At 54.9% G+C, this 24334-nt stretch carries 20 protein-coding genes and 3 tRNA genes; 6 read left to right on the forward strand and 17 right to left on the reverse strand.

From position 1 onward, the window contains the following. Positions 1-339: 339 nt before the first annotated feature. The 16 genes from VLX68_17080 to VLX68_17155 form a co-directional block, all read right to left on the reverse strand. The gene (locus VLX68_17080; protein ID HUI93959.1) at positions 340-1212 is read right to left on the reverse strand and encodes a farnesyl diphosphate synthase; all 873 of its coding nucleotides are present in this window, start codon (positions 1210-1212) and stop codon (positions 340-342) included. Continuing rightward, positions 1205-1450, reverse strand: a complete 246-nt coding sequence (gene xseB / locus VLX68_17085; protein ID HUI93960.1) for an exodeoxyribonuclease VII small subunit — start codon at positions 1448-1450, stop codon at positions 1205-1207. The genes VLX68_17080 and xseB overlap by 8 nt, the downstream gene beginning before the upstream one ends. A 28-nt stretch (positions 1451-1478) precedes the next feature. After that, positions 1479-2852 carry an exodeoxyribonuclease VII large subunit gene (xseA, locus tag VLX68_17090; GenBank protein HUI93961.1) on the reverse strand — a complete coding sequence of 458 codons (1374 nt, stop codon included), beginning with the start codon at positions 2850-2852 and terminating at the stop codon, positions 1479-1481. A gap of 86 nt (positions 2853-2938) precedes the next feature. Next, the gene (locus tag VLX68_17095) at positions 2939-3745 is read right to left on the reverse strand and encodes a TIGR00282 family metallophosphoesterase (GenBank protein HUI93962.1); all 807 of its coding nucleotides are present in this window, start codon (positions 3743-3745) and stop codon (positions 2939-2941) included. A 404-nt stretch (positions 3746-4149) separates the two neighbouring features. Further along, positions 4150-5730: a ribonuclease Y gene (gene rny, locus VLX68_17100; protein ID HUI93963.1), complete on the reverse strand. Its 1581-nt coding sequence runs from the start codon at positions 5728-5730 to the stop codon at positions 4150-4152. Between the two features lie 184 nt (positions 5731-5914). Further along, entirely contained in the window at positions 5915-6184 is a 270-nt protein-coding gene (locus tag VLX68_17105) for a cell division protein ZapA (GenBank protein HUI93964.1), read from the reverse strand. 42 nt (positions 6185-6226) lie between these two features. Next, positions 6227-6490 (reverse strand): cell division protein ZapB, encoded by a 264-nt coding sequence (gene zapB / locus VLX68_17110; GenBank protein ID HUI93965.1) that lies wholly within the window; start codon positions 6488-6490, stop codon positions 6227-6229. A gap of 123 nt (positions 6491-6613) precedes the next feature. Next, positions 6614-9010, reverse strand: coding sequence for a phenylalanine--tRNA ligase subunit beta (gene pheT / locus VLX68_17115; GenBank protein HUI93966.1), 2397 nt, complete (start codon positions 9008-9010; stop codon positions 6614-6616). Positions 9011-9075: 65 nt separating this feature from the next. Beyond that, positions 9076-10110: a phenylalanine--tRNA ligase subunit alpha gene (locus tag VLX68_17120; GenBank protein ID HUI93967.1), complete on the reverse strand. Its 1035-nt coding sequence runs from the start codon at positions 10108-10110 to the stop codon at positions 9076-9078. 8 nt (positions 10111-10118) lie between these two features. After that, a complete protein-coding gene (gene rplT, locus VLX68_17125) occupies positions 10119-10466 on the reverse strand; it encodes a 50S ribosomal protein L20 (GenBank protein ID HUI93968.1) in 348 nt (115 codons plus the stop codon). A 67-nt stretch (positions 10467-10533) separates the two neighbouring features. Next, complete coding sequence (gene rpmI / locus VLX68_17130; protein ID HUI93969.1) at positions 10534-10725, reverse strand: 50S ribosomal protein L35; 192 nt, start codon at positions 10723-10725, stop codon at positions 10534-10536. 16 nt (positions 10726-10741) lie between these two features. Continuing rightward, positions 10742-11356 carry a translation initiation factor IF-3 gene (gene infC / locus VLX68_17135; protein ID HUI93970.1) on the reverse strand — a complete coding sequence of 205 codons (615 nt, stop codon included), beginning with the start codon at positions 11354-11356 and terminating at the stop codon, positions 10742-10744. Positions 11357-11430: 74 nt separating this feature from the next. Further along, entirely contained in the window at positions 11431-13338 is a 1908-nt protein-coding gene (thrS, locus tag VLX68_17140; GenBank protein ID HUI93971.1) for a threonine--tRNA ligase, read from the reverse strand. 109 nt (positions 13339-13447) lie between these two features. Continuing rightward, a tRNA-Val gene (locus VLX68_17145) sits at positions 13448-13521 on the reverse strand. A gap of 192 nt (positions 13522-13713) precedes the next feature. Then, positions 13714-13789: transfer RNA gene (locus VLX68_17150), tRNA-Glu, on the reverse strand. 101 nt (positions 13790-13890) lie between these two features. Beyond that, a tRNA-Gln gene (locus tag VLX68_17155) sits at positions 13891-13964 on the reverse strand. 81 nt (positions 13965-14045) lie between these two features. Between VLX68_17155 and guaA the strand changes: the two genes are divergently transcribed. From guaA to VLX68_17180, 5 genes are all read left to right on the forward strand, one after another. Continuing rightward, the gene (gene guaA, locus VLX68_17160; protein HUI93972.1) at positions 14046-15839 is read left to right on the forward strand and encodes a glutamine-hydrolyzing GMP synthase; all 1794 of its coding nucleotides are present in this window, start codon (positions 14046-14048) and stop codon (positions 15837-15839) included. 12 nt (positions 15840-15851) lie between these two features. After that, a complete protein-coding gene (locus tag VLX68_17165; protein HUI93973.1) occupies positions 15852-16415 on the forward strand; it encodes a pentapeptide repeat-containing protein in 564 nt (187 codons plus the stop codon). Between the two features lie 24 nt (positions 16416-16439). Continuing rightward, entirely contained in the window at positions 16440-16838 is a 399-nt protein-coding gene (locus tag VLX68_17170) for a hypothetical protein (protein ID HUI93974.1), read from the forward strand. A 98-nt stretch (positions 16839-16936) separates the two neighbouring features. Beyond that, positions 16937-17281 carry a hypothetical protein gene (locus tag VLX68_17175; GenBank protein HUI93975.1) on the forward strand — a complete coding sequence of 115 codons (345 nt, stop codon included), beginning with the start codon at positions 16937-16939 and terminating at the stop codon, positions 17279-17281. Positions 17282-17676: 395 nt separating this feature from the next. Then, positions 17677-18804, forward strand: a complete 1128-nt coding sequence (locus VLX68_17180; protein HUI93976.1) for a toxin-antitoxin system YwqK family antitoxin — start codon at positions 17677-17679, stop codon at positions 18802-18804. 17 nt (positions 18805-18821) lie between these two features. On the opposite strand, the gene VLX68_17185 is transcribed toward VLX68_17180, so the two are convergent. Beyond that, positions 18822-22064 (reverse strand): BamA/TamA family outer membrane protein, encoded by a 3243-nt coding sequence (locus VLX68_17185; GenBank protein HUI93977.1) that lies wholly within the window; start codon positions 22062-22064, stop codon positions 18822-18824. A gap of 563 nt (positions 22065-22627) precedes the next feature. On the opposite strand from VLX68_17185, the gene VLX68_17190 reads away from it, so the two are divergent. Further along, positions 22628-24172: an OmpA family protein gene (locus VLX68_17190; protein HUI93978.1), complete on the forward strand. Its 1545-nt coding sequence runs from the start codon at positions 22628-22630 to the stop codon at positions 24170-24172. Positions 24173-24334: the final 162 nt, after the last annotated feature.

The following is a 24334-nucleotide window of genomic DNA, read 5'->3' on the forward strand; positions in this document are numbered from 1 at the left end:
TGGCCTTTTTTCCAACAGAATTTTCTGAGGAACAGTTTTGCCCTGTTTTCAGTTTTCCCTATGAATTCAAAGGTTTCTAATTGACTAAAGCCCATATGCACAAGATAATTCCTGTGCAAGATGTTTTATAATTACCTAAAAAAATGACAAAAGAGTTGCGGAAAGGATCCGAATGCCGCGCGTGAGGGACGACTGAAGGCCGCGCTGGAGCGCGGTGCTGCCCGGCCCTCGCCGTCAGGCATAGAGGGGCCGTGGCAGCCCGAGCCGAAGGACGACGACCCTTGGAAGCACCCGAAGGGGTGGACCGGAAGGAGAACCGACGCCCAGATTCTTAAAATATTACGAAATTCTAACTCTTATAAACTCCGCCAATTCCTGCAGCATTTCCGCTTTATCACCAAACGAGGCAAGTTCACTTTTCGCTTTGTCAATCAATTCCTTCGCGTATTTTTTCGATTCCGCCATCCCCACGACGCTCGGGAACGTCACCTTGCCCTTTTCCCGGTCGCTGCCGGCGTCCTTGCCGATCTGCTCAGTGGTTCCCTCTTCGTCAAGAATGTCGTCGATCACCTGGAACGCAAGCCCCACCTTGTCGCCGTAAGCCGAGAGTTTCTTCATTGACGCTGCAGGTGCATCCGCGAGCATGGCGCCGATGCGAACGCAGGCGCGGATGAGCGCGGCGGTCTTGTTTCGGTGGATGTATTCGAGGGTCTCGCGCGAGGCCTTGGTGCCTTCGGATTCTATGTCCACCACCTGGCCGCCGATCATGCCTGATGTGCCGAGCGCCTGCGACAGCTCCACCACGATGTCGGCCCTGCCGATGCGTCCGAGGCATTCGTACGCGAAGATGCACAGCGCGTCGCCGCCGAGCACCGCGAGCGCCTCGTTGAAGGCCTTGTGCGCCGTCGGCTTGCCGCGCCGGAAATCGTCGTCGTCCATGCAGGGAAGGTCGTCGTGGATGAGCGAGAACGTGTGGAGCATCTCCACCGCGGCGCTGGCGAGCACCGCGTTCTCATCGCCGAATTTCCCGCCGCACGCCCCATGCGCGGCCATGATCAGGCACGGACGCACGCGCTTTCCGCCCGCGAAAATGCTGTAGCGCATAAGGGAATGGATGGATTGCGGGTAGGCGGTGTTCTTGGGAAGAAGCTTTTCGAGCGCGGCCTCGGTGGTGTCGCACACCGCCTTCATGTAGGCCTTCAGGTCACTCATTGTCCGTGTCTCCATTGCTTGCGCTGGAGACGCCCAGGACTTTTTCTATGAATTCCCCGTCTTTTCCCGAAAGCAGCTCCTTGAGCTTTCCTTCCGCGCTTTTCAACTGGGAATCGCAGGTCTTCATGAGCGCGACGCCTTTCTCGAAATGCTCAAGTGCGCTCGTGAGGGTGAGGTCCGGGCTTTCGAGCTTGGAGATTATTTTTTCAAGCTCCTTGAGCGCTGATTCGAAACTCATGTCGCTTTTCGGCACGAAATGCTCCTTGTCAGGATTCCTTGTTTCCACCGAGATTGCCCGGCGACGGATCGTTTGCGGTGACGGTCGCGTCGGCATTCCCTTTATGAAAATATATCTTTATGGCATCGCCGCAAGACACCTGCGACGCGTTTTTCACGGTTGCACCGCTTTTGTCGACCACCACGCTGTAGCCGCGGCCCATGGTGGCAAGCGGGCTCAGCGCCGAAAGCTGCGAAGCGGCCGCCGAGAGGCGGCCGCGCGCCCGCTCGAACCGGATGCCCATGGCGCGGCCCTGGCGCTCTTCGAGTTCGTCAAGCGACAGCCGCGCATCGGCGGCAAGCTCGAGGGGCCGCTGCCATACGGGGCGCTCTTTGCACGCGTCAAGCGCCGCCTGCGCCTCGGAAAAATACCGGGTGAACCCATTGTAGAGGCGGTCGGCGAGCGAATAAAAATACCGGCGGCCCTCCTGGTCGTCGGGCACCGCCATTTCCGCGGCGGCGGACGGCGTGGGCGCGCGCACGTCCGCGGCGAAATCCGCGATGGTGAAATCGATCTCATGCCCGACCGCCGCTATGATTGGTATTTTAGACTCCGCAATGGCGCGCGCAACAATCTCCTCGTTGAACGCCCACAAATCCTCGATGTTGCCGCCGCCGCGCCCCACGATGATGCAGTCGACCTTGCCGTAGCGGTTCATGCCGCGGATCGCGGCGGCGATTTGGGCGGCCGCCTTGTCGCCCTGCACCGCAACGTCGATGAGCACGACGCTTGTGCGCGGCGACCGTTTCCGCACGACCTTGACGATGTCATGGAGCGCTGCGCCCTGCTTCGAGGTGATAACGCCGAGCGTCGCCACGGTCTCGGGAAGCGGCTTTTTGCGCGCCGGGTCAAAGAGCCCTTCCTTTTCGAGCTTTTCCTTTAAAGCAAGGAACGCGGCGTACAGCGCACCGAGCCCTTCGGGCTGCATCCGGTGGATGTCGAGCTGGTAGTAGCCGCCCTTCTGGTACACCCGGAGGGAAGCGATCGCGAGCACCTGCATGCCGTCCTCGGGCTTGAATTTAAGGTTGAGCGCGGCCTGCTTCCACAGCACCGCGGGAATCTGGCTCTGTTCGTCTTTCAGCCGCAGGTAGCAGTGTCCGCTCGTGGCGCGCTTGAAATTCGAGATTTCCCCCTCCACCCATACGAGCGTGTTGCCGCTTTCGAGGATACGACCGATGCCGTCGTTGATCTGGCTTACGGTGTAGGGCTTTTCGGATTTCTGCGGTGTGAGGAATTGAAATGCTGACGGCATGGGAGATGTGGAATTGTCATCCGGTGAAGGATAATATCTTTTTCCGCGTTCGTTCACAGCATGGAGAGAATCGGGATCGTCGAACATTGACACATCATACATTTTATTCATGATGATACGCTGCCTGCGAATTTATTCGCGGATAATCCAGATGGATGATACTATAAAAGCCTGCCGTTGAAATCAGCGGTATCGTTTTAATCGGCGCCATCCTTGCCGAGCCGGATCCGCTCGTAAATCCTGGCGATTGAGGAAGCCTTGCCCGTGGTGTCGCTGATGTCAATCACCACGCCGTTCAGCATCGGACCGGTTTCAGACGGCTCGAAACGAACCGGCGTCTGCAGAAGGAATTTCTTTATGACGTTTTCCTTTTTCATGCCGATGATGGAATCCTCCGCGCCGGTCATGCCCGCGTCGGTGATGGAGGCGGTGCCGGCGGCCGAAACCGCTTCGTCTGCGGTCTGCACATGTGTGTGCGTGCCGACCACCGCGCTTGCCTTTCCGTCAACGTATGCGGCGAAAGCTTTTTTCTCGCTTGTCGCCTCCGCGTGGAGATCCACAAGGATTGCCTTTGTGGAACGCGACAGCTCCTCAATGGCGGCCATGCCGCTCCTGAACGGACAGTCGAGGTCCTCGTTGAAAAACACCCTGCCCATCAGGTTGATTATGCCGAGGCCGCGGCCGTCGGGCAACCTATACAGCGCCGTGCCTTTGCCGTGATTGCCAGGTGGAAAGTTGAGCGGCCTGAGCACGAACGGGTCTTTTTCGAAATCGTCGAATGCGTCGGGATTGGCGAACGAATGGTTGCCGCCGGTGATCACGTTCACGCCGAACTTGCGGAACTTTCCGATGAGGTTGTTCGTGATGCCCTTGCCGCCGGCAGCGTTTTCGCCGTTGGCGATGCAGACGTCGATGGAATGCTCTTTAAGAAAAGAGGGGAGGCGCTCGGCAAGGACTCTTTTGCCTGTATTTCCGAACACGTCTCCGATGAAAAAGATTTTCATAAGTTAAAGTTCCTGGTGGGGGCACCGCTTCGCGTTTCCCCCTGGCCCCAAGCCTCCTCGCCGCGCTGTGCGCGTCTGCGGGGTCTCGGGGCACACCCCCTCCCGCAAAGGGGCGCGCGAGTTCGCTCGCTTGACGCTCGCGAAACGTCGCCCCTTCGCAACGCAACCTCAGCGGAACGCCGCTTCGCGGCTGTCAAGATACCAAACGAGGGCGAAAAACAGGATGCCTGCCTTTCCTCTGCGCATGCGTTAGGCCGGAGCGGATGCCGCTCTGGAGAGCGATGCTGCCCGGACCCAGGCGGTCCTCCGCCATCGGGCCGTGGCAACCCGAGGCGTTAGGCGAGACCGGAGTGAGGGCCGACCCGAGCGCAGCGAGGGGAACGCCCAAATTTAATAGTTATTTTCTATTTTGCAAACTCCGTAAACCTCGTTTCCCTGATTATCGTTACTTTTATTTGTCCCGGATACTCCATTTCGTCCTGTATTTTCTGCGCAATTTGCCTGGCCAGTTCCTCCGACTGCGCGTCTGAAACCTGCTCAGGCTCCACAATGCACCGTATCTCGCGGCCCGCCTGGATCACATACGATTTGGAAACGCCGCGGAACGAATCCGCGATCTCCTCGAGCTTGGTGAGCCGGTTCACGTAATTGGTGAGCGTCTCGCGCCGCACGCCGGGACGCGTGCTCGAAATGGTGTCCGCCGCCTGGATGAGAATGGGATACACCGAAATAGGCGGAACATCCTCGTGGTGCGCCGCGATCGCGTTGCTGATCACGTCATTCTCACCGTTTTTGGCGGCAAGGTCTGCGCCGAGCTGCGAGTGTGTGCCTTCGGTCTCACGGTCGATGGCTTTTCCAATGTCGTGGAGCAGGCCGGCGCGGATCGCGATTTTCGGATCGAGCCCGAGCTCGCTTGCCATGAGGCCGGCGAGCATCGCGACCTCCTTGCAGTGCTGCAGCACGTTCTGGCCGTACGACGTGCGGTACTTGAGCCGGCCGAGCATTTCGGCGAGCTTGGGCTTGAGGCCGTGCACGTCGAGCTCGAAGATCACCTCGTCGGACGCTTCCTTCATTTTCTTTTCGATTTCCTTTTCACTCTTCTTGATGAGCTCCTCGATGCGGCCCGGATGTATCCTGCCGTCGCTGATGAGTTTTTCGAGCGCCATCCTCGCCACTTCGCGCTTGATGGGATCGAAGCCGGAAAGGATCACGGCCTCGGGCGTGTCGTCAACGATCACGTCGACGCCGGTGGCCTCCTCGAACGAGCGGATGTTGCGTCCCTCGCGGCCGATGATGCGGCCTTTCATCTCGTCGTTGGGCAGGTGCACCACGCTCACCGTTGATTCGACCGTGGCGTCGGCCGCGCACCGCTGGATCGCCTGCACCACGATTTCCTTGGCCTCGTTTTCCGCCTCGGCCTTGGCGGTGTCTTTTATTTCCTTGATCATCTGCGCGGCCTCGTACCGCACCTGTCCCTCGAGGTTGGTCATGAGGAGTTTCTTCGCCTCGTCCTGGGTCATGTGCGAGATTTTTTCCAGTTTCTCGTTTTCCATAGCGACGAGCTTGGTCAACTCGTTGTCCTTGGTGCGCAGGGTCTTCTCCTTTGAATTCAGAAAGCTTTCGCGCGCGGTGAATTCGGCCTCGCGCTTGGCGATGGTGTCATCGCGGCGTTTGAGCTCGAGCTCGTTGTCCTTGAGCTTCTGCTGCTCGACGCGGATGGCCTCCCTCGTTTTCGCCGCGTCTTTTTCGAATTCGGCCTTTGCCTTGAACCATTCGTCCTTTGCCTCGAGCAGCGCGGTCTTCTTCGAGAGCTCGGCCTCTTTCTGCGCCTCCCGCATGATCCGGTCCGATTCCTCCTGCAGGGAAGCGATCTTCTCCTCCTTGTACTTTTTGTCGGTCATCACGCGCCAAAGCTGGCCGAGCACAAACGCAACCACGGCGCATGCGATGCACCCGATGATAATAAAAATCGTCTGGATGGTCATTTCGTCCTCCTGTAAGCGGCCACGAATACCTATGAAAAAACAATGACAAAAATTCAACGCATCGGGCGGGACTGATGCGCCGCATCACCGGGGAGTGTAAAACGTGAGAGTAAAACGAGCGGTACTCAACACTATGTGTTACCGGGCACAGAGTAAAAAAGTCTCAGCGGTTTTCGCCGCGCGTTCAATCGGCGACGCGTTCCTCCACCTCATCGAGCTTCCTGATGCAATCTTCGCATTTTGATTTGTAGTCGAGGAGTTCCCCCGCGATGTTCATGGCGGAGAGAACGGCGATTTTCAGTTTTTCCCTCGATGCGACGCTGGACTGTATCTCTTCCATTTTGCTGTTAACGAACTCTGCGACCTTTTTTGTCGTTTCAATATCAACATCACCCTTGATTGAATACTCGTCTCCGTAAATCTTCACGCGTACACTGTCCGACGATGGGCTCATGCGTACTCCGCTGGCGGACTTGCCGCTGATCACTTTGCCGGCTTAGGCCGCCGATTCAAGTTTCGACAACAACCCCTGAATCTTTTCAACTGCACTATCAAGCTTTTTTTGTTTATCCTCGTTACTCTTCTTTAACAATTCACATTCGCCCGCAAGCCCCTCACTGCCTGTTTCAGACTCCCGGATTTTCTGCTTATGGACCTTGATCTCCTCCGAAAGCCTGCCGTTTTCTTCCTTGAGGGTTTTGACCGTGGAAATCAACTTGTCTATTTTATGTTCCAACTGAGTTAAAATATCCGCTGGCAAACCTTCTGTCCTTTCTTTTTGATCGTATAAGGTTATCGTTAGATTTTGATTACGAATTTGAATTATAAGTATATCATTACCGCAAATAAATTTAAACACATTTTTTTTAAAAGACCGGTTTCCTTATTTTCTGAGGGTTGCACCGTATTTCTTCTCCATGACCGTGATGATTCTTACGCACAGCTCCTCGGCCTCCTTGTCGGTGAGCGTGCGCTCGTTTGACCGCAGCCGCACCGAGAAGGCGATGCTTTTAAGTCCGGACCCGAGTTTCTCGCCCCGATAAACGTCAAACGGTACGACGTCTTCCACCAGCGGCGAAAGGGAACGGATTTCCCGCGAGATTTCCGCGGAAAACAGGGTCTCCTTGAGCACGAAGCAGAAATCGCGCTCGAGCGCCGGATATTTCGGCATGGGCCTGAACGCAGGCGCGGAAAGCGGCGCCTGCAGAAAATCCGTCATGTCGAGCTCGGCATAACTCACCGCTTCCTTGATGTCAAACACAGCGCACACATTTTCCTTTAGCATTCCCATGACACCGGTAATGAGCTTTCCGCATGAAACCCCGCACGATTGCGCGCCAAGGAACGCATCCGCTGCCGCGGAAGCGTCAAAGGCGAATCCGCCGCATCCGATGTTTGCCGCCAGTTTGTCGAGGATGCCCTTGAGAACGTAGAATTCGTTTTTGATGCCCGTTGTATTGTCCCACGACACGGGAAAGAAATTTCCGTGCAGGATGATGGAAAGCACGTCCCGCTCAACCGGCAGGTCCTGGCCCGGCCGCGCAACATAGGTCCTGCCGATCTCGAAATACCTGTTGTCAAGGTTCTTGCGGTTGATGTTGTAGGCAAGCACCTCGAGCCCGCTTGGAAGCATTGCGGTGCGCAGCTGCGCCATGTCGGGCGACAGCGGGTTGAGGAGCGCGACCGGCGTCGCCGACGGCCGTATGAGCAGGTTCTTTTTTTCAGACGTGAGGCTGTTGGTGACTATTTCGTTGAGGCCCATGAAGGCGAGCGACGAGCGTATGGCGTCGGCGCGCTCCTCGACCGGCGAAGCGGGCCTGATAAGGCCCACCCGTGCATGGTCGGCGGAGGCGATGTTGTCGTATCCGTAAAAACGTCCGGCCTCCTCGATCAGGTCGGCCTCGAGCGATATATCGTGGCGAAAGGCGGGAACGATGCATTCGAGCGAATCGTCGCCTGCGTCGCGGCAGGTGATTTGCAAACGGGAAAGCGTGGAAACGATCTCGGCTTTCGGTATGGCAACGCCGAGAAGGAGTGCGGCGCGCGACGGCCGCAGACGTACGGTCTTTTGCGCCACCCGCGCCGGACATGCGTCTAGCATGCCCGGAGTAACGGTGCCGCCCGCATAAAGCCGGAGCATCTCGGCCGCGGTATCCAGCGCCCAGACAAGAGCGTTCTCGGGATCGACCCCGCGCTCGAATCGGTACGACGCCTCGGTGGAGAGCCCGAGCCGCTTCGAGGTGGTGCGGATGCCCGATGGATCGAAGTACGCGCATTCGAGGAACACGTCGCTTGTCGTATCGGAAATTTCCGAGCCCAGCCCCCCCATGATGCCCGCGAGAGCGACCGGCCCTTCGCCGTCGCAGATGAGCAGGTCGTCTGCGGAAAGACCGCGCTTCATCTCATCGAGCGTTGCAAACTCGGTCGGCCTCCCCGCCGTGCGCACGATGATTTTCTTCCGTCTTATTCTGGCATAGTCAAAAGCGTGCATGGGCTGGCCGAAATGGAGCATAAGGTAGTTGGTGATGTCGACCACGTTGTTGATGGGCCGCACCCCCGCGTCGGAGAGCCGCTGCGCCATCCATTTGGGTGAGGGCGCGATTTTCACGCCTTTCACGAGACGGCCGCCGTAGCGCGGACATCCGTTGGGCGCTTCAATGGAAACTGAAATGAAATCCGATACCTTGCCGCTTCCGGATTCCTTCGGCGCAAGCGCGGTGTTTTTCAGCGGCGCCTTGAGCTTGGCCGCCACCTCGCGCGCCACCCCGAGCAGGCTCAAGCAGTCGCCGCGGTTGGGGGTAAGTTCTATTTCGAGAATTTCATCGTCGGGATAATATTCCGAAAGCGGTTTTCCCACTGCCGTGTCCGGCGCCAGGTCCATGATGCCGGAATGATCGTCGGAAATGTCGAGCTCCTTTTCCGAGCACAGCATGCCGAACGACTCGACGCCGCGGATTTTCGCCTTGGTGATCGCAAAGCCGTTGTCGAATTTCGTGCCGATAATGGCGAGCGCCGAAACCATGCCGACCTTTACGTTGGGCGCGCCGCACACGATGGCGAGCGGCGAGGCTTCCCCGATGTCAACGCTGCACAGGCTGAGCTTGTCCGCGTTCGGGTGCTTTTCAACGGAAAGCAGCTTTGCCGTTTTCACGCCGTTCGGGATGCGGCGCCTGGTCACCGAGGCCACCTCGATGCCCACGGACGTCAGCATGGCGCACACGTCCTCGACCGGGACGGTGATGTCGACAAAGTCTTTGAGCCAGGAAAGGGAGAATTTCATAGGATATTTTTCATTGCTGATTTTTCGCTTCGGACCCTCCGGCCCTTCGGGCCGGAGAGGCGGGGTCAAAACTGCTTTAAAAACCTCACATCATTCTCGAATAATATTCTTATATCGTCAATTCCATACTTCAGCAGCGCGACCCGCTCGACGCCCATGCCGAACGCGAAGCCCGTGTATTTCTCATTGTCAACCCCGCAGTTGGCCAGCACGTTGGGGTGCACCATGCCCGCGCCGAGGATTTCGAGCCAGCCGCTCTGCTTGCACAGCGGGCATCCCTTGCCGCCGCACAAGAAGCATTCGACGTCGACCTCCACGCTCGGTTCGGTGAACGGGAAAAAGCTCGGGCGTATTTTTATTTTCGTCTTTTCGTCGAAAAACTGCCTGGCGAACGCGAGCAGCGTGCCCTTGAGGTCGGCGAAGCTCACGCCTTCGTCGACGTACAGGCCCTCCACCTGGTGGAACAGGCAGTAGCTGCGGCTGCTCACCTCCTCGTTGCGGTACACCCTTCCCGGCATGATGCAGCGGATGGGCGGCTTGCGCGAAAGCATCACGCGGATCTGCACGGGCGACGTGTGCGTGCGCAGCAGCACCTCGTCGGCCTTTATATAAAACGTGTCCTGCATGTCGCGGGCCGGATGGTTGGGCTGGAAGTTGAGCATCCCGAAGTTGTTCGCGTCGGTCTCGACCTCGGGACCGTAGGCGACATCGAAACCCATGCCGACGAAAATATCGCGCATGCGGTTCCGGATCTTGGTGAGCGGATGAATGCTGCCGTGCGGAAACGGAAATCCCGGCAACGTGGGATCAAACGCCCCATCGACCGCGCCGCTTTGCTTCTTGAGCCACGGGGCGGCCTTGAACCGCTCCTCGACGGACCGGAACAGCGCATTGGCCTTTGCGCCGACGGTTCGCTTCTGCTCGGGCGAGAGGTCCTTTACCCCTTTGACAAAAGAGAGGAGAAGCCCCTTTTTTCCGAGGAACTTGATCCTGAACGCCTCCGCCTCCGCGTCGGACAAGACCGCCGACAGCTGCGCCGACGCCTCCTGTTCCGCCTTCTCGAGAAGCTCGAGGGTCGGGGTGATGCTCTCTTCAGCCATTGGCCGTCCTATGCCTTCACCGTTTCAACGAGCTTCTTGAACGATTCCGGTTCGTGAAGCGCAAGCTGCGCCAGCACCTTGCGGTCGAGGCTGATGTTCTTCTGCCGCAGGCCGCAAATGAGTTGGGCGTAGGTGGTGCCGCAGGTGCGCGCCGCGGCGTTGATGCGCGATATCCACAGCGAGCGGAACTCGCGCTTTCTCTGCTTGCGGTCGCGGTACTGGTATTTTCCCGCTTTCCAGAACGCGTCCTTGGCGGTGCGGATGCAGCTCTTCCGCTTGCCGAAGTAGCCGGCATTCGCCTTGAGGATCTTCTTTCTCCGGGCGCGTGAAGCGACCCGCGATTTTACTCGTGGCATGATCAGACTCCTTTATGTGGTAAAAAAACCATCAGTTCAAGATGACATTATCATCTCGGCGCACCGGTCAGCTTATCATCATCATCAATTTTTTTGCTTGAACCGGATTGACAATCGCCTTTTTCCCGAGGCGCCGCTTGCGCGAGTTTCCCTTCTTGGTGAGGATGTGCCTCAGATTGACCTTTTTCCTCTTCACGAGCCCGCCCGCGGTGACGCGGAAACGCTTTTTGACCGTGCTCCGTGTTTTCATTTTCGGCATAAGCAATTCCCCGTTTCTATTGCTGTACGATGTCCGGCTGCGCGGCCTGCGCCGCCCCGGTCTCTTTTTTAATTTCCTGTTCCATTTTCCTTCGTTCCTGGTCCGCCTTGCGCGTGAATTCCTTTATTTTCACCCGGTCGGGCACGAACATGGAGATCATGTTCCTGCCTTCCATTTTGCAGGTGAACTCCACGGAGCACAAATCGGCGATGTCGGCCTCGAACCGCTCGAGTATCTTTTTCCCAAAGTCAAGGTGCGCGATCTCGCGGCCGCGGAACACGATGGTCGCCTTGACCCGGTCGCCCCGGTAAAGGAACTTGCGCGCGTGGTCCATCTTGAAGCGGTAGTCGTGCTCCTCGGTCTTCGGGTGCATCTTGATTTCCTTGAGGTGCGACACATGCTGCTTCTTCTTGGCTTCCTTCTGCTTCTTCGATTTTTCGTACTTGAATTTCCCATAGTCCATGATCCTGCACACGGGCGGCTCCGCGTTGGGGGCCACCTCGACAAGATCAAGGCCTTCGTAGGTGGCGCGCTCGCGGGCCTCCATGATCGGCAGGATGCCGAGGGACTCCCCGTTGCTCGAAATCACCCGCACACGCGGCACTCGTATTTCTTCGTTGACATGAGGCAAATCCTTGTCCTGTTTTGGCGGCTGAAATCTGTTGATACGTACCTCCTTCTGTAAAAGTATAAAACGCCCGGATATCAGGCCGTTTTCTTCGCTTCGGCGGCGATCTGCTCCACGAACTGCGCCAGTTCCTTTGATCCCTGGTCGCCGTCCTTGTGGCGCCGCACCGAAACGGTTTTTGAGTCAAGCTCCTTTTGCCCGACAATGGCCATGTAGGGAATTTTGGCCAGCTCCGCGTCGCGGATCTTTGCGCCCATTTTTTCCGACCGGTCGTCAAGCTCTGCGCGCAGGCCCGCGGCCTTGCAGGCCGAAAACACCTGCGTCGCATAGTCAATATACTTATCGGAAATGGGAATGATCTTCACCTGCACGGGCGACAGCCACAGGGGCAGCGCGCCTGCGTAATGCTCCACGAGCACGCCCATGAACCGTTCAAGCGACCCGAGCAGCGCGCGGTGGATCATGAAGGGCCGCAGCCGCTCGTTGCTGGCGCCCGAGAAAACCATGTCGAAGCGTTCCGGCTCATTGAAGTCGAACTGGATGGTGGAGCACTGCCATTCGCGGTTGAGCGCGTCCTTTATCTTGATGTCGATCTTGGGGCCGTAAAACGCGCCGCCGCCCTCGTCCACCTCGCACTCGAGTCCCTCGGCCTTTACCGCCGCGTCAAGCGCGGCCGTCGCGTCGCGCCATTTGGCCTCGTCGCCCACCGACCCTTCCTTGGGCCGCGTTGCGAGGTACACCTTGAATTTTTCGAACCCGAACGATTTGAGCATGAACAGGCAGAAGCGCAGCACGCTGCGGATCTCGCCGGGCATCTGGTCCGGGCTGCAGATGAGGTGCGCGTCGTCCTGGGTAAACCCGCGTACGCGTAGCAGGCCGTGCAGCACGCCGCTCTTCTCGTAGCGGTACACGGTGCCCAGCTCCGCCCACCGCAGCGGCAGCTCGCGGTAGGAGCGCACCCTGCTCTTGTACATCATGATGTGGAACGGGCAGTTCATGGGCTTCACGAAATATTCCTGCTCGTCAATTTCCATGGGCGAGTACATGTTCTCGCGGTAGAACCCGAGGTGTCCGCTGGTCTCCCAGAGCGTGCTGCGGCCGATGTGCGGCGAATACACGAGCTCGTAGCCGTTCTTGTAGTGCTCGCTGCGCCAGAAGTCCTCGATGATGGTGCGGAGGCGCCCGCCCTTGGGGTGCCAGAGCACCAGCCCGGGCCCCACCGCCTCGTTGATGGAATAGAGGTCGAGGTCGGTGCCGAGCCTGCGGTGGTCGCGCTTGGCCGCCTCCTCGAGCATCTTGAGGTATTCGTCAAGCTGCGACTGCTTGGGGAACGAGATGCCGTAGAGCCGGGTGAGCATCTTGTTCTTCTCGCTGCCGCGCCAGTACGCGCCCGCGATGCTCATGAGCTTGACCGCGCGGAGGTAGCCGGTGTCGGGCACGTGCGGCCCGCGGCACATATCCAGCCATCCTCCCTGTTTGTAAACGGACGGATCGCCCTGGATGTCGTTCAGCAGCTCGAGTTTGTACGGTTCGTTTTTGGCCTTGAAATACGCTTCCGCTTCGGCTTTACTTATGACACTGCGCACCAGCGGGATTTTTTTCGCTACGATCTCTTTTATCTTGTCTTCGATTTTTTTCAGGTCGTCCTGCGCGATGGGCTTTTCCATGTCGAAATCATAGTAAAACCCATTGTCAATTGAAGGACCTATCGCGATTTTCGCGGAGGGAAACAGCTCCTGCACCGCCTGCGCCATCACATGCGACGAGGAATGCCAGAACACCGACTTGCCTTCGGGTGAATCAAAGGTAACGATCGAAACCGAGTCGTTGTCGTAAAGCTTGGCGGAAAGGTCGACGAGGGTGTTGTTTACTTTTGCGGCAACCGCGTCCTTTGCCAGACGCGGCGAGATTGCCTGAGCGAGGTCGAGCGCGGTGGCGCCGTCCGGCATGGACTTGAGGCTTTTGTCGGGCAGAACAATATTCATCCGAAACCCTGTCTTTGAGCGCCGCAATCGGCGCCCGGTTGACGTGATCCTCTTCCCGATAAGTCTTTTGCGGAATGAACCGTAAAAGCGGTGGAGGAGCAGGGATACATGGGCGATGTTGGAATCGAACCAACGACCTCTTGCATGTCAAGCAAGCACTCTAACCATCTGAGCTAATCGCCCGGCTTTCGCTGCACGAGCCGAGGACAAAACGAAGGTTCATCCTGAGCTTTATGTAATTATTCGTGAAAAAAATACCACACCAACGCTCAAAAAGTCAATATTCCTTAAAATATAAAAGAGGATTCCGTCAAGGAAATCCCCTTGAATGGCACAGCCCGCGCATTCCCGCGACTTGGCGCGGGGTTCTTCAAATGGTAGCCCCACGGGGAATCGAACCCCGGTTTGATGGCTGAGAACCACCCGTCCTGGGCCACTAGACGATGGGGCCCTAAAAAGTCCAAAGTTCAGATTACAGATTCCAAATTTAAAAATATTTCCGGTGTTCCTGCAAATCTGGAATCTGGACTTTGCAATCTGCAATTTTAAGAATGGCTGGGGTGTAAGGATTCGAACCTCAATAGCTGGAGCCAGAGTCCAGAGTCCTACCGTTGGACGACACCCCAATAAAAAGCGCCCTCCAAAATATATCATTCCTCCAAAATTGACAAGCTTGCTTCTCGACGAACAATTATTTTTTGATGCCTATGGACACGATAGCGGTACTCGATTTCGGCGGCCAATACACCCATCTCATCGCAAACCGGATACGCCGTCTGAACGTATACTCGGAAATTGTCCCGAGCGACATTCCCGCGAACGAATGCCGGCGGTTCAAGGGAATCATCCTTTCGGGCGGTCCGCACAGCGTGCTTGACAAAGACAGGCCCGGTTTTAACAGCAGCGTTCTTGCGCTCGGCATTCCGGTGCTGGGGCTTTGTTACGGCCACCAGCTCATGGCGCAGAGCCTGGGAGGCAACGTGGTTGCAGGCAGATACCGGGAGTACGGTATCGCGCAAATTGACATTAAGGAAAACAGCCCCCTCTTTGCGGGACTTTCGGGCCGGCAGCAGATCTGGATGAGCCACGGCGACGCCGTGGAAAAGCTGCCGCAGGGATTCGAGGTCATCGGCTCAACCACCGGGTGCAAGGCGGCGGCCATGGGCAATGAAACGAAACGCATGTACGGCCTGCAGTTCCATCCCGAAGTGACCGACACGCCGAAAGGCATGACGATCCTTGAGAATTTTATTTCAATCTGTAAATGCTCGCACGACTGGAACACCGGCACGTTCATGCGGGAAATGGGCGAGGAAATAAAGAAGAAATGCGGCGCAAAAAAGGTTTTTCTTCTGGTGTCCGGCGGCGTTGACTCGACCGTAGCGTTCACGCTGCTCAACAGGGTGCTGGGCGAGAAAAACGTTTTCGGGCTGCACATCGACAACGGGCTCATGCGCCAAGGCGAATCAGCCGACATCCTCGACTACATGAAAGCCAACGGGTTCGGCAACCTGCACGTGGTTGACGCAACGGAAAAATTCCTTTCGGCGCTCAAAAACATTGCCGACCCCGAGGAAAAACGCCGGATCATCGGCACCACGTTCATCGAGGTGAAGGAGGCCGCGCTCGGGGAATTCGGACTCGACCCCAAGGAATACATCCTGGGCCAGGGCACCATTTATCCCGACACCATCGAAAGCGCCGGCACCAGGCACGCGGAACGCATCAAGACGCACCACAACCGCGTCGACGCCGTGATGGAGCTGCTTGAAAAAGGGGAAATCATCGAGCCGCTGGCGCTGCTGTACAAAGACGAAGTCCGCGAGCTCGGCGCAGCGCTCGGTCTTCCCGAAAAATTATTATGGCGTCACCCGTTTCCCGGCCCGGGCCTCGGAGTACGCCTGTTGTGCTCAAATGGAACAGAATCTCCCGTTCTGCAGGATACGGAAAAAAGTGTTCGGGAAATTTCCGCCAAAGCAGGATACGAATCGTATGTGCTGCCGTTGAAGAGCGTGGGCGTGCAGGGAGACTCGCGTACCTACGCGCACCCGGCGCTCGTTCTGGGAAAGCAAGACTGGGACGGGCTCGAAACGGTCTCAACAAGCATCACCAATAAAATCAAGGGCGTCAACAGGGTGGTGTACGGTCTTTCCGTGGCGGGAAAACCAGAATACCATCTTGTCAAGGCATACCTGACGCTCGACCGCCTCGCCGTGCTCCGGGCGCTTGACCACCTGGTGACCGGCGCGCTGCACAAATTCGGCGAATACGCCGCCGTGTGGCAGGTGCCGGTCGTATTGTTGCCCCTTGTCAATAAGTCCGGCCGGCAATGCGGCGTGCTGCGGCCCATCATGTCGCAGGAGGCCATGACCGCGAGGTTTGCGAGATTAAAGGATGAGACGCTTGCGTATATTCTTGAGGAATCGAAGAAGATTGACGGATTGGGAGATTTGTTTTACGACGTGACGCATAAGCCGCCGGCCACGATTGAGTGGGAATGAAAAGGAGACGGTATGGTTGGCTTTAAAAGCATAATTGCCGTTCTGTTGTTGCTTGCGATGAATAGTGGCTGTACAAGACAGGTTGACATACTAAAATCCGGAGTAGGAAATTGGAATAAATGGAGAAAAGAAAAAGGTGTTACACCTGATCTTATGGGAGCCCATCTTGAGAAATATTACCTTGAGGGAGCCGATCTTCATGAGGCCTGCCTTGTGGGAGCGCACCTTGATTCAGCCTACCTTGTGGGAGCCAATCTTAGGGGAGCCGATCTTCATAAAGCCGGCCTTCGGGGAGCCAACCTTGAGAGGGCCAGGCTTGGGGGAGCCAATCTTAGGGGAGCCGATCTTGATTTAGCCTTCCTTCCAAGAGCCCACCTTGATTCGGCCCACCTTGATTCAGCCAACCTTCGGGGAGGCGTTCTTGAGGAAGCCGACCTTCGGGGAGCCGACCTTCGGGGGGCCAACCTTGCGGAATCCAACCTTATGGAAGCCGACCTTCGGGGAGCCATTCTTTGGGGAGCGAACCTTGAGGGAGCGAACCTTGAGGGAGCCAGATTTCAGGATGCCGACCGATAAAGGAAATCAAGGATAGTACCTTCTATGGTTACAAATGGTCTAATAAATTGGAATGGAAAAATTATAAATATTTTTTTCTTATTCATGCCAATAATTTTTCTAAGTACATTTCAAAGTCCATATGCTTCGCCTTGTGATGATAGTCTATATCTTGAATTAAAAAAAAGGGATAAAAATATTTTAACACAAAATGAAATGTTTTATATGCTTGCTAAAGATAATCAATGTGATCAAACGAAAAAAGAACTTGAAGCCAAAAAGGCTGAGCGACAGCAAGAAATACAAGATTCAATAAAACATGAAAAGAAATATAAAGAAATTAGCAGCAAGGTCGGGATAACCATTTTAATGTGTTTATTTTTTACTGCTGTAATAACGGTAACAATACTTTTTGCCTCGGGAGGAATAAAAATTACAAACTAATAAATATTTATTATTAATAATTCATCCATTTTGGTTTACCAAACCGTTTACCCGTTTTTGTCATTTTTTTCTCATTGAATTTTATTTGGGAGAAATTAATGAAGGGATTTTTAGCAACAATAACCCTAATATCGTGCTTTATTCAATATCCTTATGCATCTGCTTGTAATGATTCCCTTTACTTAGAATTGAAAAAGAAAGATATAAACAGCCTCACTAAGAATGAGGTAACTTTTTTAATTGCTGCAGATTCGCTATGTGATAATGAGAAAAAAAACATTGAAATCAAAAAGGCAGAGCGACAGAAAGAAATACAGGATTCAATAAGCACCGAAAAGAAACATAAAGAAATAGGCACTAAGGTCGCGCTAACCATTTTTGCAGTTTCAATGGGTATTTTGACATTAATAGTAATCCCGATAGGAATAGGAATAAAATATTAAATCAAAAAATATTTGATGATATTAATCCATTAATGTTTCACGTTTTAAATCTCCCTTTTATAAATCAATATCATGGGTGAGATTGATACTGTTGAGTGGGAACAGTAATTTCATTCCAAAGTCCTTCAACCACATTTTAATCCCCGCGGAAAATCATCCAATTTCTCTCCCCGTTCGCATATGGAACCCAGCAATAAAATCCATTTTATTCCGTATCCCAAAAAAACTAGCCGACTTGAGATTTTACTTGCCTTGAATAGATTTTGTTTTTCATTTTTCTATGCTGAAAAAACATCAGCCTCGCAGGCACGCCGGATGCGCGCATCCAACAAGCCGTAGATAATACCTGTAGGGCAAAAAATCATTTTTTCCACTCATGGAAAGGAGCAGGCCAAATGAAAACGTTTGGACCAAAAACCATCAGCAGACAATTTGAAAAGCGACCGCTCACGTACGTTATTATGGTTACGATTTTGTCAATTATTTTGTTATTTGGCTGCGGCGGAAAGAAAATGGAATTGAAATATCCGAACGGGAAGTTGCAGGAAAAGTATTACGTAAATAAGTCAGGTCAAAAAGAAGGCCCGTACGCCAGCTGGTACTGGAACGACAAGCCGCATCAAAAATGCACCTACAAAAATGGGAAACAGGAAGGACCCGACGTCCATTGGTACGAGAACGGAAAGAAATCATTGGAATGCACCTATAAAAACGGGGTGCGGGAAGGCGCATATGCCGAATGGTTTGAAAGCGGATTGAAGTCGATTGAATGCAATTACAAAAACGGGAAATTGGATGGGCCGTACGCGGAATGGCATAAAAACGGGAAGAAATCATTGGAATGCAATTATAAAAATGGCGTCCTTGAAGGGAGCTACACCGAATGGTTTGAGAACGGCACGAAATCATATGAAGGTATTTACAAAAACGGAAAGAAAGACGGTCCTTACACCTATTGGCACGAGAACGGGCGCAAGCTCGAGCAGGGCATTGACAAGAACGACAAACTGGACGGTCCTTACATCCGGTGGTATAAAAATGGAAACAAGGAGCATGAAGGCTCCTGCAAGGACGGGATAAAAACCGGCCCGTATGTCAGATATTATGAGAACGGGAAAAAACAGGAGGAATGGACCTATAAAGACGGGAATCAAGACGGACCCTATACCTTATGGTTTGACAATGGGACGAAAAAGGAGGAAGGCTTTTACAAGGACGGCCTTCGGGACGGAAAATGCACACGATGGTATGATAACGGGAACAAGCAGGAGGAATGCTCGTACAAGGGCGAGAAAAAAGACGGGCCGTCAATGAAGTGGTTTAAAAGCGGAAACAAGCAGGAGCAATGTTCCTATAAGAATGACAAAAAAGAAGGGGCGTACACGCTGTGGTTTGAAAACGGGAAAAAGCAGGAGGCGGGCTTTTACAAGGACGGCAACAGGGAAGGACGATATACAACTTGGTATGAGGATGGAAACAAGCAGTTGGAGAATTTCTACAAAGACGGAAAAATTATACGTTGATCGATTTCTTTGAGGGATTAAAATTCCGCGCCCAGCGACCAATAGTCCTTCCACGGCCCGAAAAACGTCGCGAAGTCCGTTTTCCACGCCCGGTCCCAGCGCAGCACGAAAATCCCTAGGTTCGCGCGCAGGCCCCCTCCCACGCCGCCGTAAATGTTCTTCGGCAGGGGCACGTTTTTGAACTGCTCCTCGGGGTTCCACGCGTTGCCGATGTCGGTGAACACGGCGCCGTTGACATACCGGAGCGTCAGGGGCAGGGGCCACACGAGCGTCATCTCCTTGAGGAACGGGAACCGGAACTCGGTATTGACAACGGCGAATTTCGTGCCGATGATGTCGAGGTAGTTCCATCCCCTGAAGGGAACGATGATGTCGGAATAGAAGAAATTGTTCACGTTCTGCTGATAGGCGGCCGTGTTGAAGTCGTACAGGAACCAGTTCTCGTCGCCGCCCAGAAAGAATTTCCTCGACGGCGCCTCGTTGCGCAGGGGAATGCTCGCGCCGAAGGCGAGCCGGTTTGCCCATACGAACCGGTTGAGGATGTGCCAGTAGTGCCGCACGTCCACGTCGAAGGACGCGAACGACGCGTCGATGAGCTTGACCGGCGGCGACATCACCACGCGCGCCTGCGCCCGCAGGCCGTTGAGCGGGCCCGTGATGCCCCACAGGATGTCGTCGTAGGTGTAAGATATCGAGGGCATGAAAATATTGATGGTCCGGTTCCGGCGGGTGGTGTCATTGACAAACGAGCCGTTGTCCGTGGTTTCGGAAAGGTAGGGAACGCGGAACAGATTTTCGTAAAAGCCCTCCACGTCGATGCGGGAATACATGGAGAACGGGAAGCGGAGTGTGGCCATGGCGCCGGCGTCGGTGTCGAAATAGAGTGAGTCGCCGAAAATGTCGGTCGCGGTGTATTCCCGGTTGTAAAACGCGGCGAGGCCGAAGTTGACCTTGTGCTCCAGGTTGAAGTAGGAGGCGAACAGGTGCGTGTAATCCGCGATGTTGCCCTCCACGTCGCCCATCACCGCGATCTGGTGGTTTCCCATGAGGTCGGAGAACACGGCAACGATCTGGCCCGACACGCCGTAGCCGTAGTACGCGTCGGTGCCGAGTCCCACCGAAACGATGTCCGGGGTGAAGGTCAGGCGGTACGGCCGCGGCGACAGCGTGTCGAAATTAAGCGTGACGTGCTGGGGCGGGCTGACCGGCACAGCCGCGGCCGCCGGCGGTTCTTTTTTTTGCCAATCAGTCTTCTTGACGGCAACGGAATCCCCGCTTTTGGCAGCCGTCGTGTCAGGATGAGCCTTCGTGGTGTCGCGCTCTGAAATGCCGGTTTCCTCATCCGCGGCGGTTTCCGGAGTTGTCAAGGGGGCCGCGTGCCGGCCCGGACCGTGAAAGGCCTCCTTTTTCTTCGGTCCGGAGGCGCTGTCCGCCGCGACCTCGGGAGAAAAGAAGGGCTTGGCGGTGTCGTCGCACGATTCCATCCATTTTGTTTTTTCAGGCATTTTTTCCATGAGCCTGTTCATGGGATCCGCAACGCGCCAGATGTCCCATCCGCCCTTCTGGAAAAGGCAGTACACCGCGGCGGCCGAGTCTTTCGCCCAGTCCGGGCTCGAGCACCCGCCGATCACGTCGGTGAGCGCTTTCGCGCTGTCGGGATTTTTGAACGGCGCGACGTAAATGTTGTCGATGCCGTTTCGGTCCGACACGTACATGATGAACTTTCCGTCCGGCGAAAAACACGGCGCCTTCTTGTTGCCCGGCGACGCAGTCAGCTGCACGCAGTGCAGGTCGGCGAGGTCGAGGTACCACAGCTGGACCGGCGGTGCCGCCTTTCGCACCGAACGCTCGGCCGCGCCCGAGGTGTCCTGTCGCGCAAAAACGATTCCCCTGCCGTCGCGGGTGTAGCGCGGGTCGGCCTCCGAAAAAATATCGTTTGTCAATCTCGTGCACGAGCCCGAAACGCTGTTGTAAACATAGAGGTCGCAGTACCCGCGGTCGATGCCGCAGAAGACGATATCGCGGCCGTTGGGCGACCAGTCGGGCGATACCGCCGAGGCAAGGTCTGGAATGAAGGCTTTGAGCAGTTTTTTCTTGTTGATGTCGACGATCCTGAGCTCGTCCTTGCCGTTGTTGCTTGACACAAAGGCAAGCTTGTCGCTGCCCGGGGACCAGCAGAGCCCGCTCCGGAAGGGGTGGAAGGACTCGAAGCTGCCCGCGTAACCGGACTGGCCCACCTCGCGGAAGATCTCGCCCTTTGCGGTGCACACCAGGATGCGCGTGTAGTCCCGAAGGTCGCTGAAATAGGCGACCTTGGTCCCGTCGGGCGAGATCCGGGGCTTCAGGTTGAAGTTGTCCCTGTCTTTTTCGTGTGCGGTGAGCGCAATGCCAAATTTCGCGGGCGCCGCTCGGCGGCCGATTTCCGGCCAATAAAGGCGCTTGAGTTCGGTCCGCCACTCTTCACCAAGCTCTTCCGGAGATTTTCCATACACCTCCTTGAAGCTCCGCTCGACGTTTTTGACTTCCTTGAAACGGGCAAGAAACTGGGAGAACCGTTTTTCGCCCCGCGACTCGGCGAGAAATTCGAAAAACGACTGGCCGCCTTTGTAGGCCATGTAACCGCCGAGTTCGGGCCCGGGAAGTCCGATGGAACCGAAAATCGTGGCGTCCATGAGGAACATGTCCGACTCGGTATTCCATCCCATGGAAAGGTATTCGGCGAGGCCCTCGGCGAACCAGAGCGGAAGCTGGGCGTCGGCGCCGGTTAAAAGCGACGAGCCGAATTGCTCAAATAGAATACTGTACTGAAACCCGTGCACGAGCTCGTGATGAAGCACATGCCGTAGCTCGTCGTACGAACCGTCGAACGGCACCACGATCCTGTTCTTGATCTGCGTGGTAAATCCGCCCACGCCCTCGGGCAGAATGTCGCTGATGACGTTGGTCTGCGCGAAACTGTTGGGACTGCCGTACAGAATGACGGGAATCTTGTCTTTCGGGGCAAAGGAAAAATCGCGGCGAAGCGCTTCGAAATCGTTCTCGATCCATTGGGTGGCTATTGCCGGAAGCACGCCCTGGTTCTGCGAAAAGTAAACTTCAAAATGCGGGACACGGTAGCAGTTCCATTTAAAATACTCGTATTCAACCTTGTTCTTCCCAAAGCCAAAAATTTCCGCGGCGAAAAAGAGCGGCAGGATGGCGATAAAAACTTTGGGGCCGAAATAATTCCGCTGCTGTTGTAAAAATGATAATCGAATCATTGAGAGCTTGCCTTTTTCCGGGTCGTTTTTCGAGCGAGTATGAATTAAAATAATTCAAGGAAATTGCATATGACTTTCATATGACAAACAATATATAATCAGAAGAGGATGCACTGAAATCCAAGAATAAAAAGCAGGACAACGGCAACATTTTTTCCGGATTATTTTTTAAACGGAGAAATAACTTGCCTTTTAAATGAAAAATATTTTATTTGAGTATCTACGTATCATACTTAGAAAATTGGGTTGCAGTATTTTCATTAAAAACAGTTGTTTTGGTGAGCGGCCAGTGAACACGTGCAAGGCGCGCGCAATTTTTTCATTCACCCGGGCTCGGACAATGCTTGATATTTGCAACAACAATATCCATCTGGAGTTACGGTATCCGGACGCCGGTTGCACGATAAAAAAATCATTATATATAAGGATTTGTAAAAACTTGACACTATTTGCCACCAATAGTATTTTGATTGAGATTTTATTTGAATGATAATTTCCTTATTTATACTTTTGCTAGCAATTTAAGCCCTTAATACTTTATCACAAGAATAGGATCCCTCACGATGTGCAGAAAAATCTCTCCGGCGTTCTTTCTGTACTTTCTGGTTGTCATTGTTGGACTATCATCGGCGGGAAGAAGAATCGTTGTCCCCCAGGATTTCCCCTCGATTCATGCGGCGCTCGGTGAGGCTGACGAAGGCGACACGGTCTTCGTATCCAATGGAATTTATCACGAGAACATCGCCATGGCCGACAACGTGGTTCTCATGGGTCAAGACATGCTCAAGACCATCATCGACGGCAGCCGCAAGGCGCCGTGCGTGCTCGGCGCCGACGGCGGCACCATCACCAACTTCACCATCCAGAACGGCACCACCGGTATCCTGTGCAAAAACACCAGGCCGGTCATTTCCCGGAACCTCATCATTGACAACAAGGGAGCCGGCATCCACGCGCTCATCTCGCTGCCCGACATCAGCAACAACGTAATCTACCGCAACGAATGGACCGGCATTTTCCTCGAATCAAGCCGCGGAACCCGTACGTCCATCGACCACAACGTGATTCTCGAAAGCGGCTACTGCGCAATTTTCTGCGCCCACCGCACCGAAGTCCTCATCCGCAACAACATCCTCATGGACAACAAACAATACGGCGTTTACATCGCCCCCCAATCGAAGAAAACGCGTATCATATACAATAATATTTACGGCAACAGGCTCGCATGGAATCCGACCGCGGTGGTCAATGAAACCAACATGCAAAAAGAGCCCTTGTTTATTTCGCCGGGGTACAAGAACTTCAATTATTTCGTGAAGCCGGTTTCCCCATGCAAGGCAAAGGGTGAGAACGGCACCGACATCGGTCTCATCACCGAGAAAATGATCGAGGTGCTCAGCACCGATCGCGACGGCGACGGCATACCCGACGATATCGATCAGTGTCCCGATGTGCCTGAAGACAAGGACGGATTCGAAGACGAAGACGGCTGTCCCGATTACGACAACGACAAGGACGGTATCTACGACGCGCAGGACGAATGCCCCAATGATCCTGAAGACCGCGACGGGTTCCAGGACAACGACGGCTGCCCGGATCCCGACAACGACAAGGACGGCATCTGCGATCCGTGGGTCGCCGAGCAGGGCAAGCAGGCGCAGTACGCAAAGATATGCAAGGGGAGCGACCAGTGTCCCAACCAGCCCGAAACCTTCAATGGGTTCAAGGACGACGACGGCTGCCCGGACGAGAAGCCGCAGGAGATCAAGCAGAAGCTCACGCTACGCGGCGTCAATTTCAAAACCGCGAGCGCCGAACTGCTCGAAGAATCATATTATGTGCTCGAACAGGTTTATAACAGCCTTGAAGCTTATCCTAATGTCAAGATCGAAATCGCCGGGCATACCGACGACCAGGGTGGAGCGGATTATAACCGCGTTCTGTCCTACCAGCGCGCAAAATCCGTGATGGATTATCTCATCATGCGCGGCATTTCGCCCGACCGCATGGTGGCCAAAGGGTACGGAAAAGACAAGCCGGTGACGTCCAATGCTACCGCCGAAGGGCGCGCCACCAACAGACGAGTGGAGATCATCCCGATTAAGTAGGTGCGAAAAACAATTAAAAAAAAAGTTGCGAGGTTAGCCGTGGAAACGAAAGTAACGAGAGTGGTGGCAGTGCTTGTGGTGGGGGTGTTGCTGACGGGATGGAGCCGTGTATACGGGGATCTCGAGGGGACTGGCGGTTACGACGCGCCGTATTTTCAGGCG

It is taken from the genome of Chitinivibrionales bacterium (assembly GCA_035516255.1).
GTDB lineage: Bacteria > Fibrobacterota > Chitinivibrionia > Chitinivibrionales > FEN-1185 > FEN-1185.

Excerpts from the sequence above, each read along its gene's own strand:
- VLX68_17105 (HUI93964.1), bottom strand. The coding sequence starts at position 6,184 with ATGAGCCCATCGTCGGACAGTGTACGCGTGAAGATTTACGGAGACGAG.
- VLX68_17190 (HUI93978.1), top strand. The coding sequence starts at position 22,628 with ATGTGCAGAAAAATCTCTCCGGCGTTCTTTCTGTACTTTCTGGTTGTC.
- rny (HUI93963.1), bottom strand. The coding sequence starts at position 5,730 with ATGACCATCCAGACGATTTTTATTATCATCGGGTGCATCGCATGCGCC.
- xseB (HUI93960.1), bottom strand. The coding sequence starts at position 1,450 with ATGAGTTTCGAATCAGCGCTCAAGGAGCTTGAAAAAATAATCTCCAAG.
- VLX68_17095 (HUI93962.1), bottom strand. The coding sequence starts at position 3,745 with ATGAAAATCTTTTTCATCGGAGACGTGTTCGGAAATACAGGCAAAAGA.
- xseA (HUI93961.1), bottom strand. The coding sequence starts at position 2,852 with ATGAATAAAATGTATGATGTGTCAATGTTCGACGATCCCGATTCTCTC.
- VLX68_17170 (HUI93974.1), top strand. The coding sequence starts at position 16,440 with ATGGTTACAAATGGTCTAATAAATTGGAATGGAAAAATTATAAATATT.
- VLX68_17120 (HUI93967.1), bottom strand. The coding sequence starts at position 10,110 with ATGGCTGAAGAGAGCATCACCCCGACCCTCGAGCTTCTCGAGAAGGCG.
- pheT (HUI93966.1), bottom strand. The coding sequence starts at position 9,010 with ATGAAATTCTCCCTTTCCTGGCTCAAAGACTTTGTCGACATCACCGTC.
- VLX68_17185 (HUI93977.1), bottom strand. The coding sequence starts at position 22,064 with ATGATTCGATTATCATTTTTACAACAGCAGCGGAATTATTTCGGCCCC.
- VLX68_17080 (HUI93959.1), bottom strand. The coding sequence starts at position 1,212 with ATGAGTGACCTGAAGGCCTACATGAAGGCGGTGTGCGACACCACCGAG.
- VLX68_17165 (HUI93973.1), top strand. The coding sequence starts at position 15,852 with ATGGTTGGCTTTAAAAGCATAATTGCCGTTCTGTTGTTGCTTGCGATG.
- thrS (HUI93971.1), bottom strand. The coding sequence starts at position 13,338 with ATGAATATTGTTCTGCCCGACAAAAGCCTCAAGTCCATGCCGGACGGC.
- guaA (HUI93972.1), top strand. The coding sequence starts at position 14,046 with ATGGACACGATAGCGGTACTCGATTTCGGCGGCCAATACACCCATCTC.
- VLX68_17180 (HUI93976.1), top strand. The coding sequence starts at position 17,677 with ATGAAAACGTTTGGACCAAAAACCATCAGCAGACAATTTGAAAAGCGA.
- rplT (HUI93968.1), bottom strand. The coding sequence starts at position 10,466 with ATGCCACGAGTAAAATCGCGGGTCGCTTCACGCGCCCGGAGAAAGAAG.
- rpmI (HUI93969.1), bottom strand. The coding sequence starts at position 10,725 with ATGCCGAAAATGAAAACACGGAGCACGGTCAAAAAGCGTTTCCGCGTC.
- VLX68_17175 (HUI93975.1), top strand. The coding sequence starts at position 16,937 with ATGAAGGGATTTTTAGCAACAATAACCCTAATATCGTGCTTTATTCAA.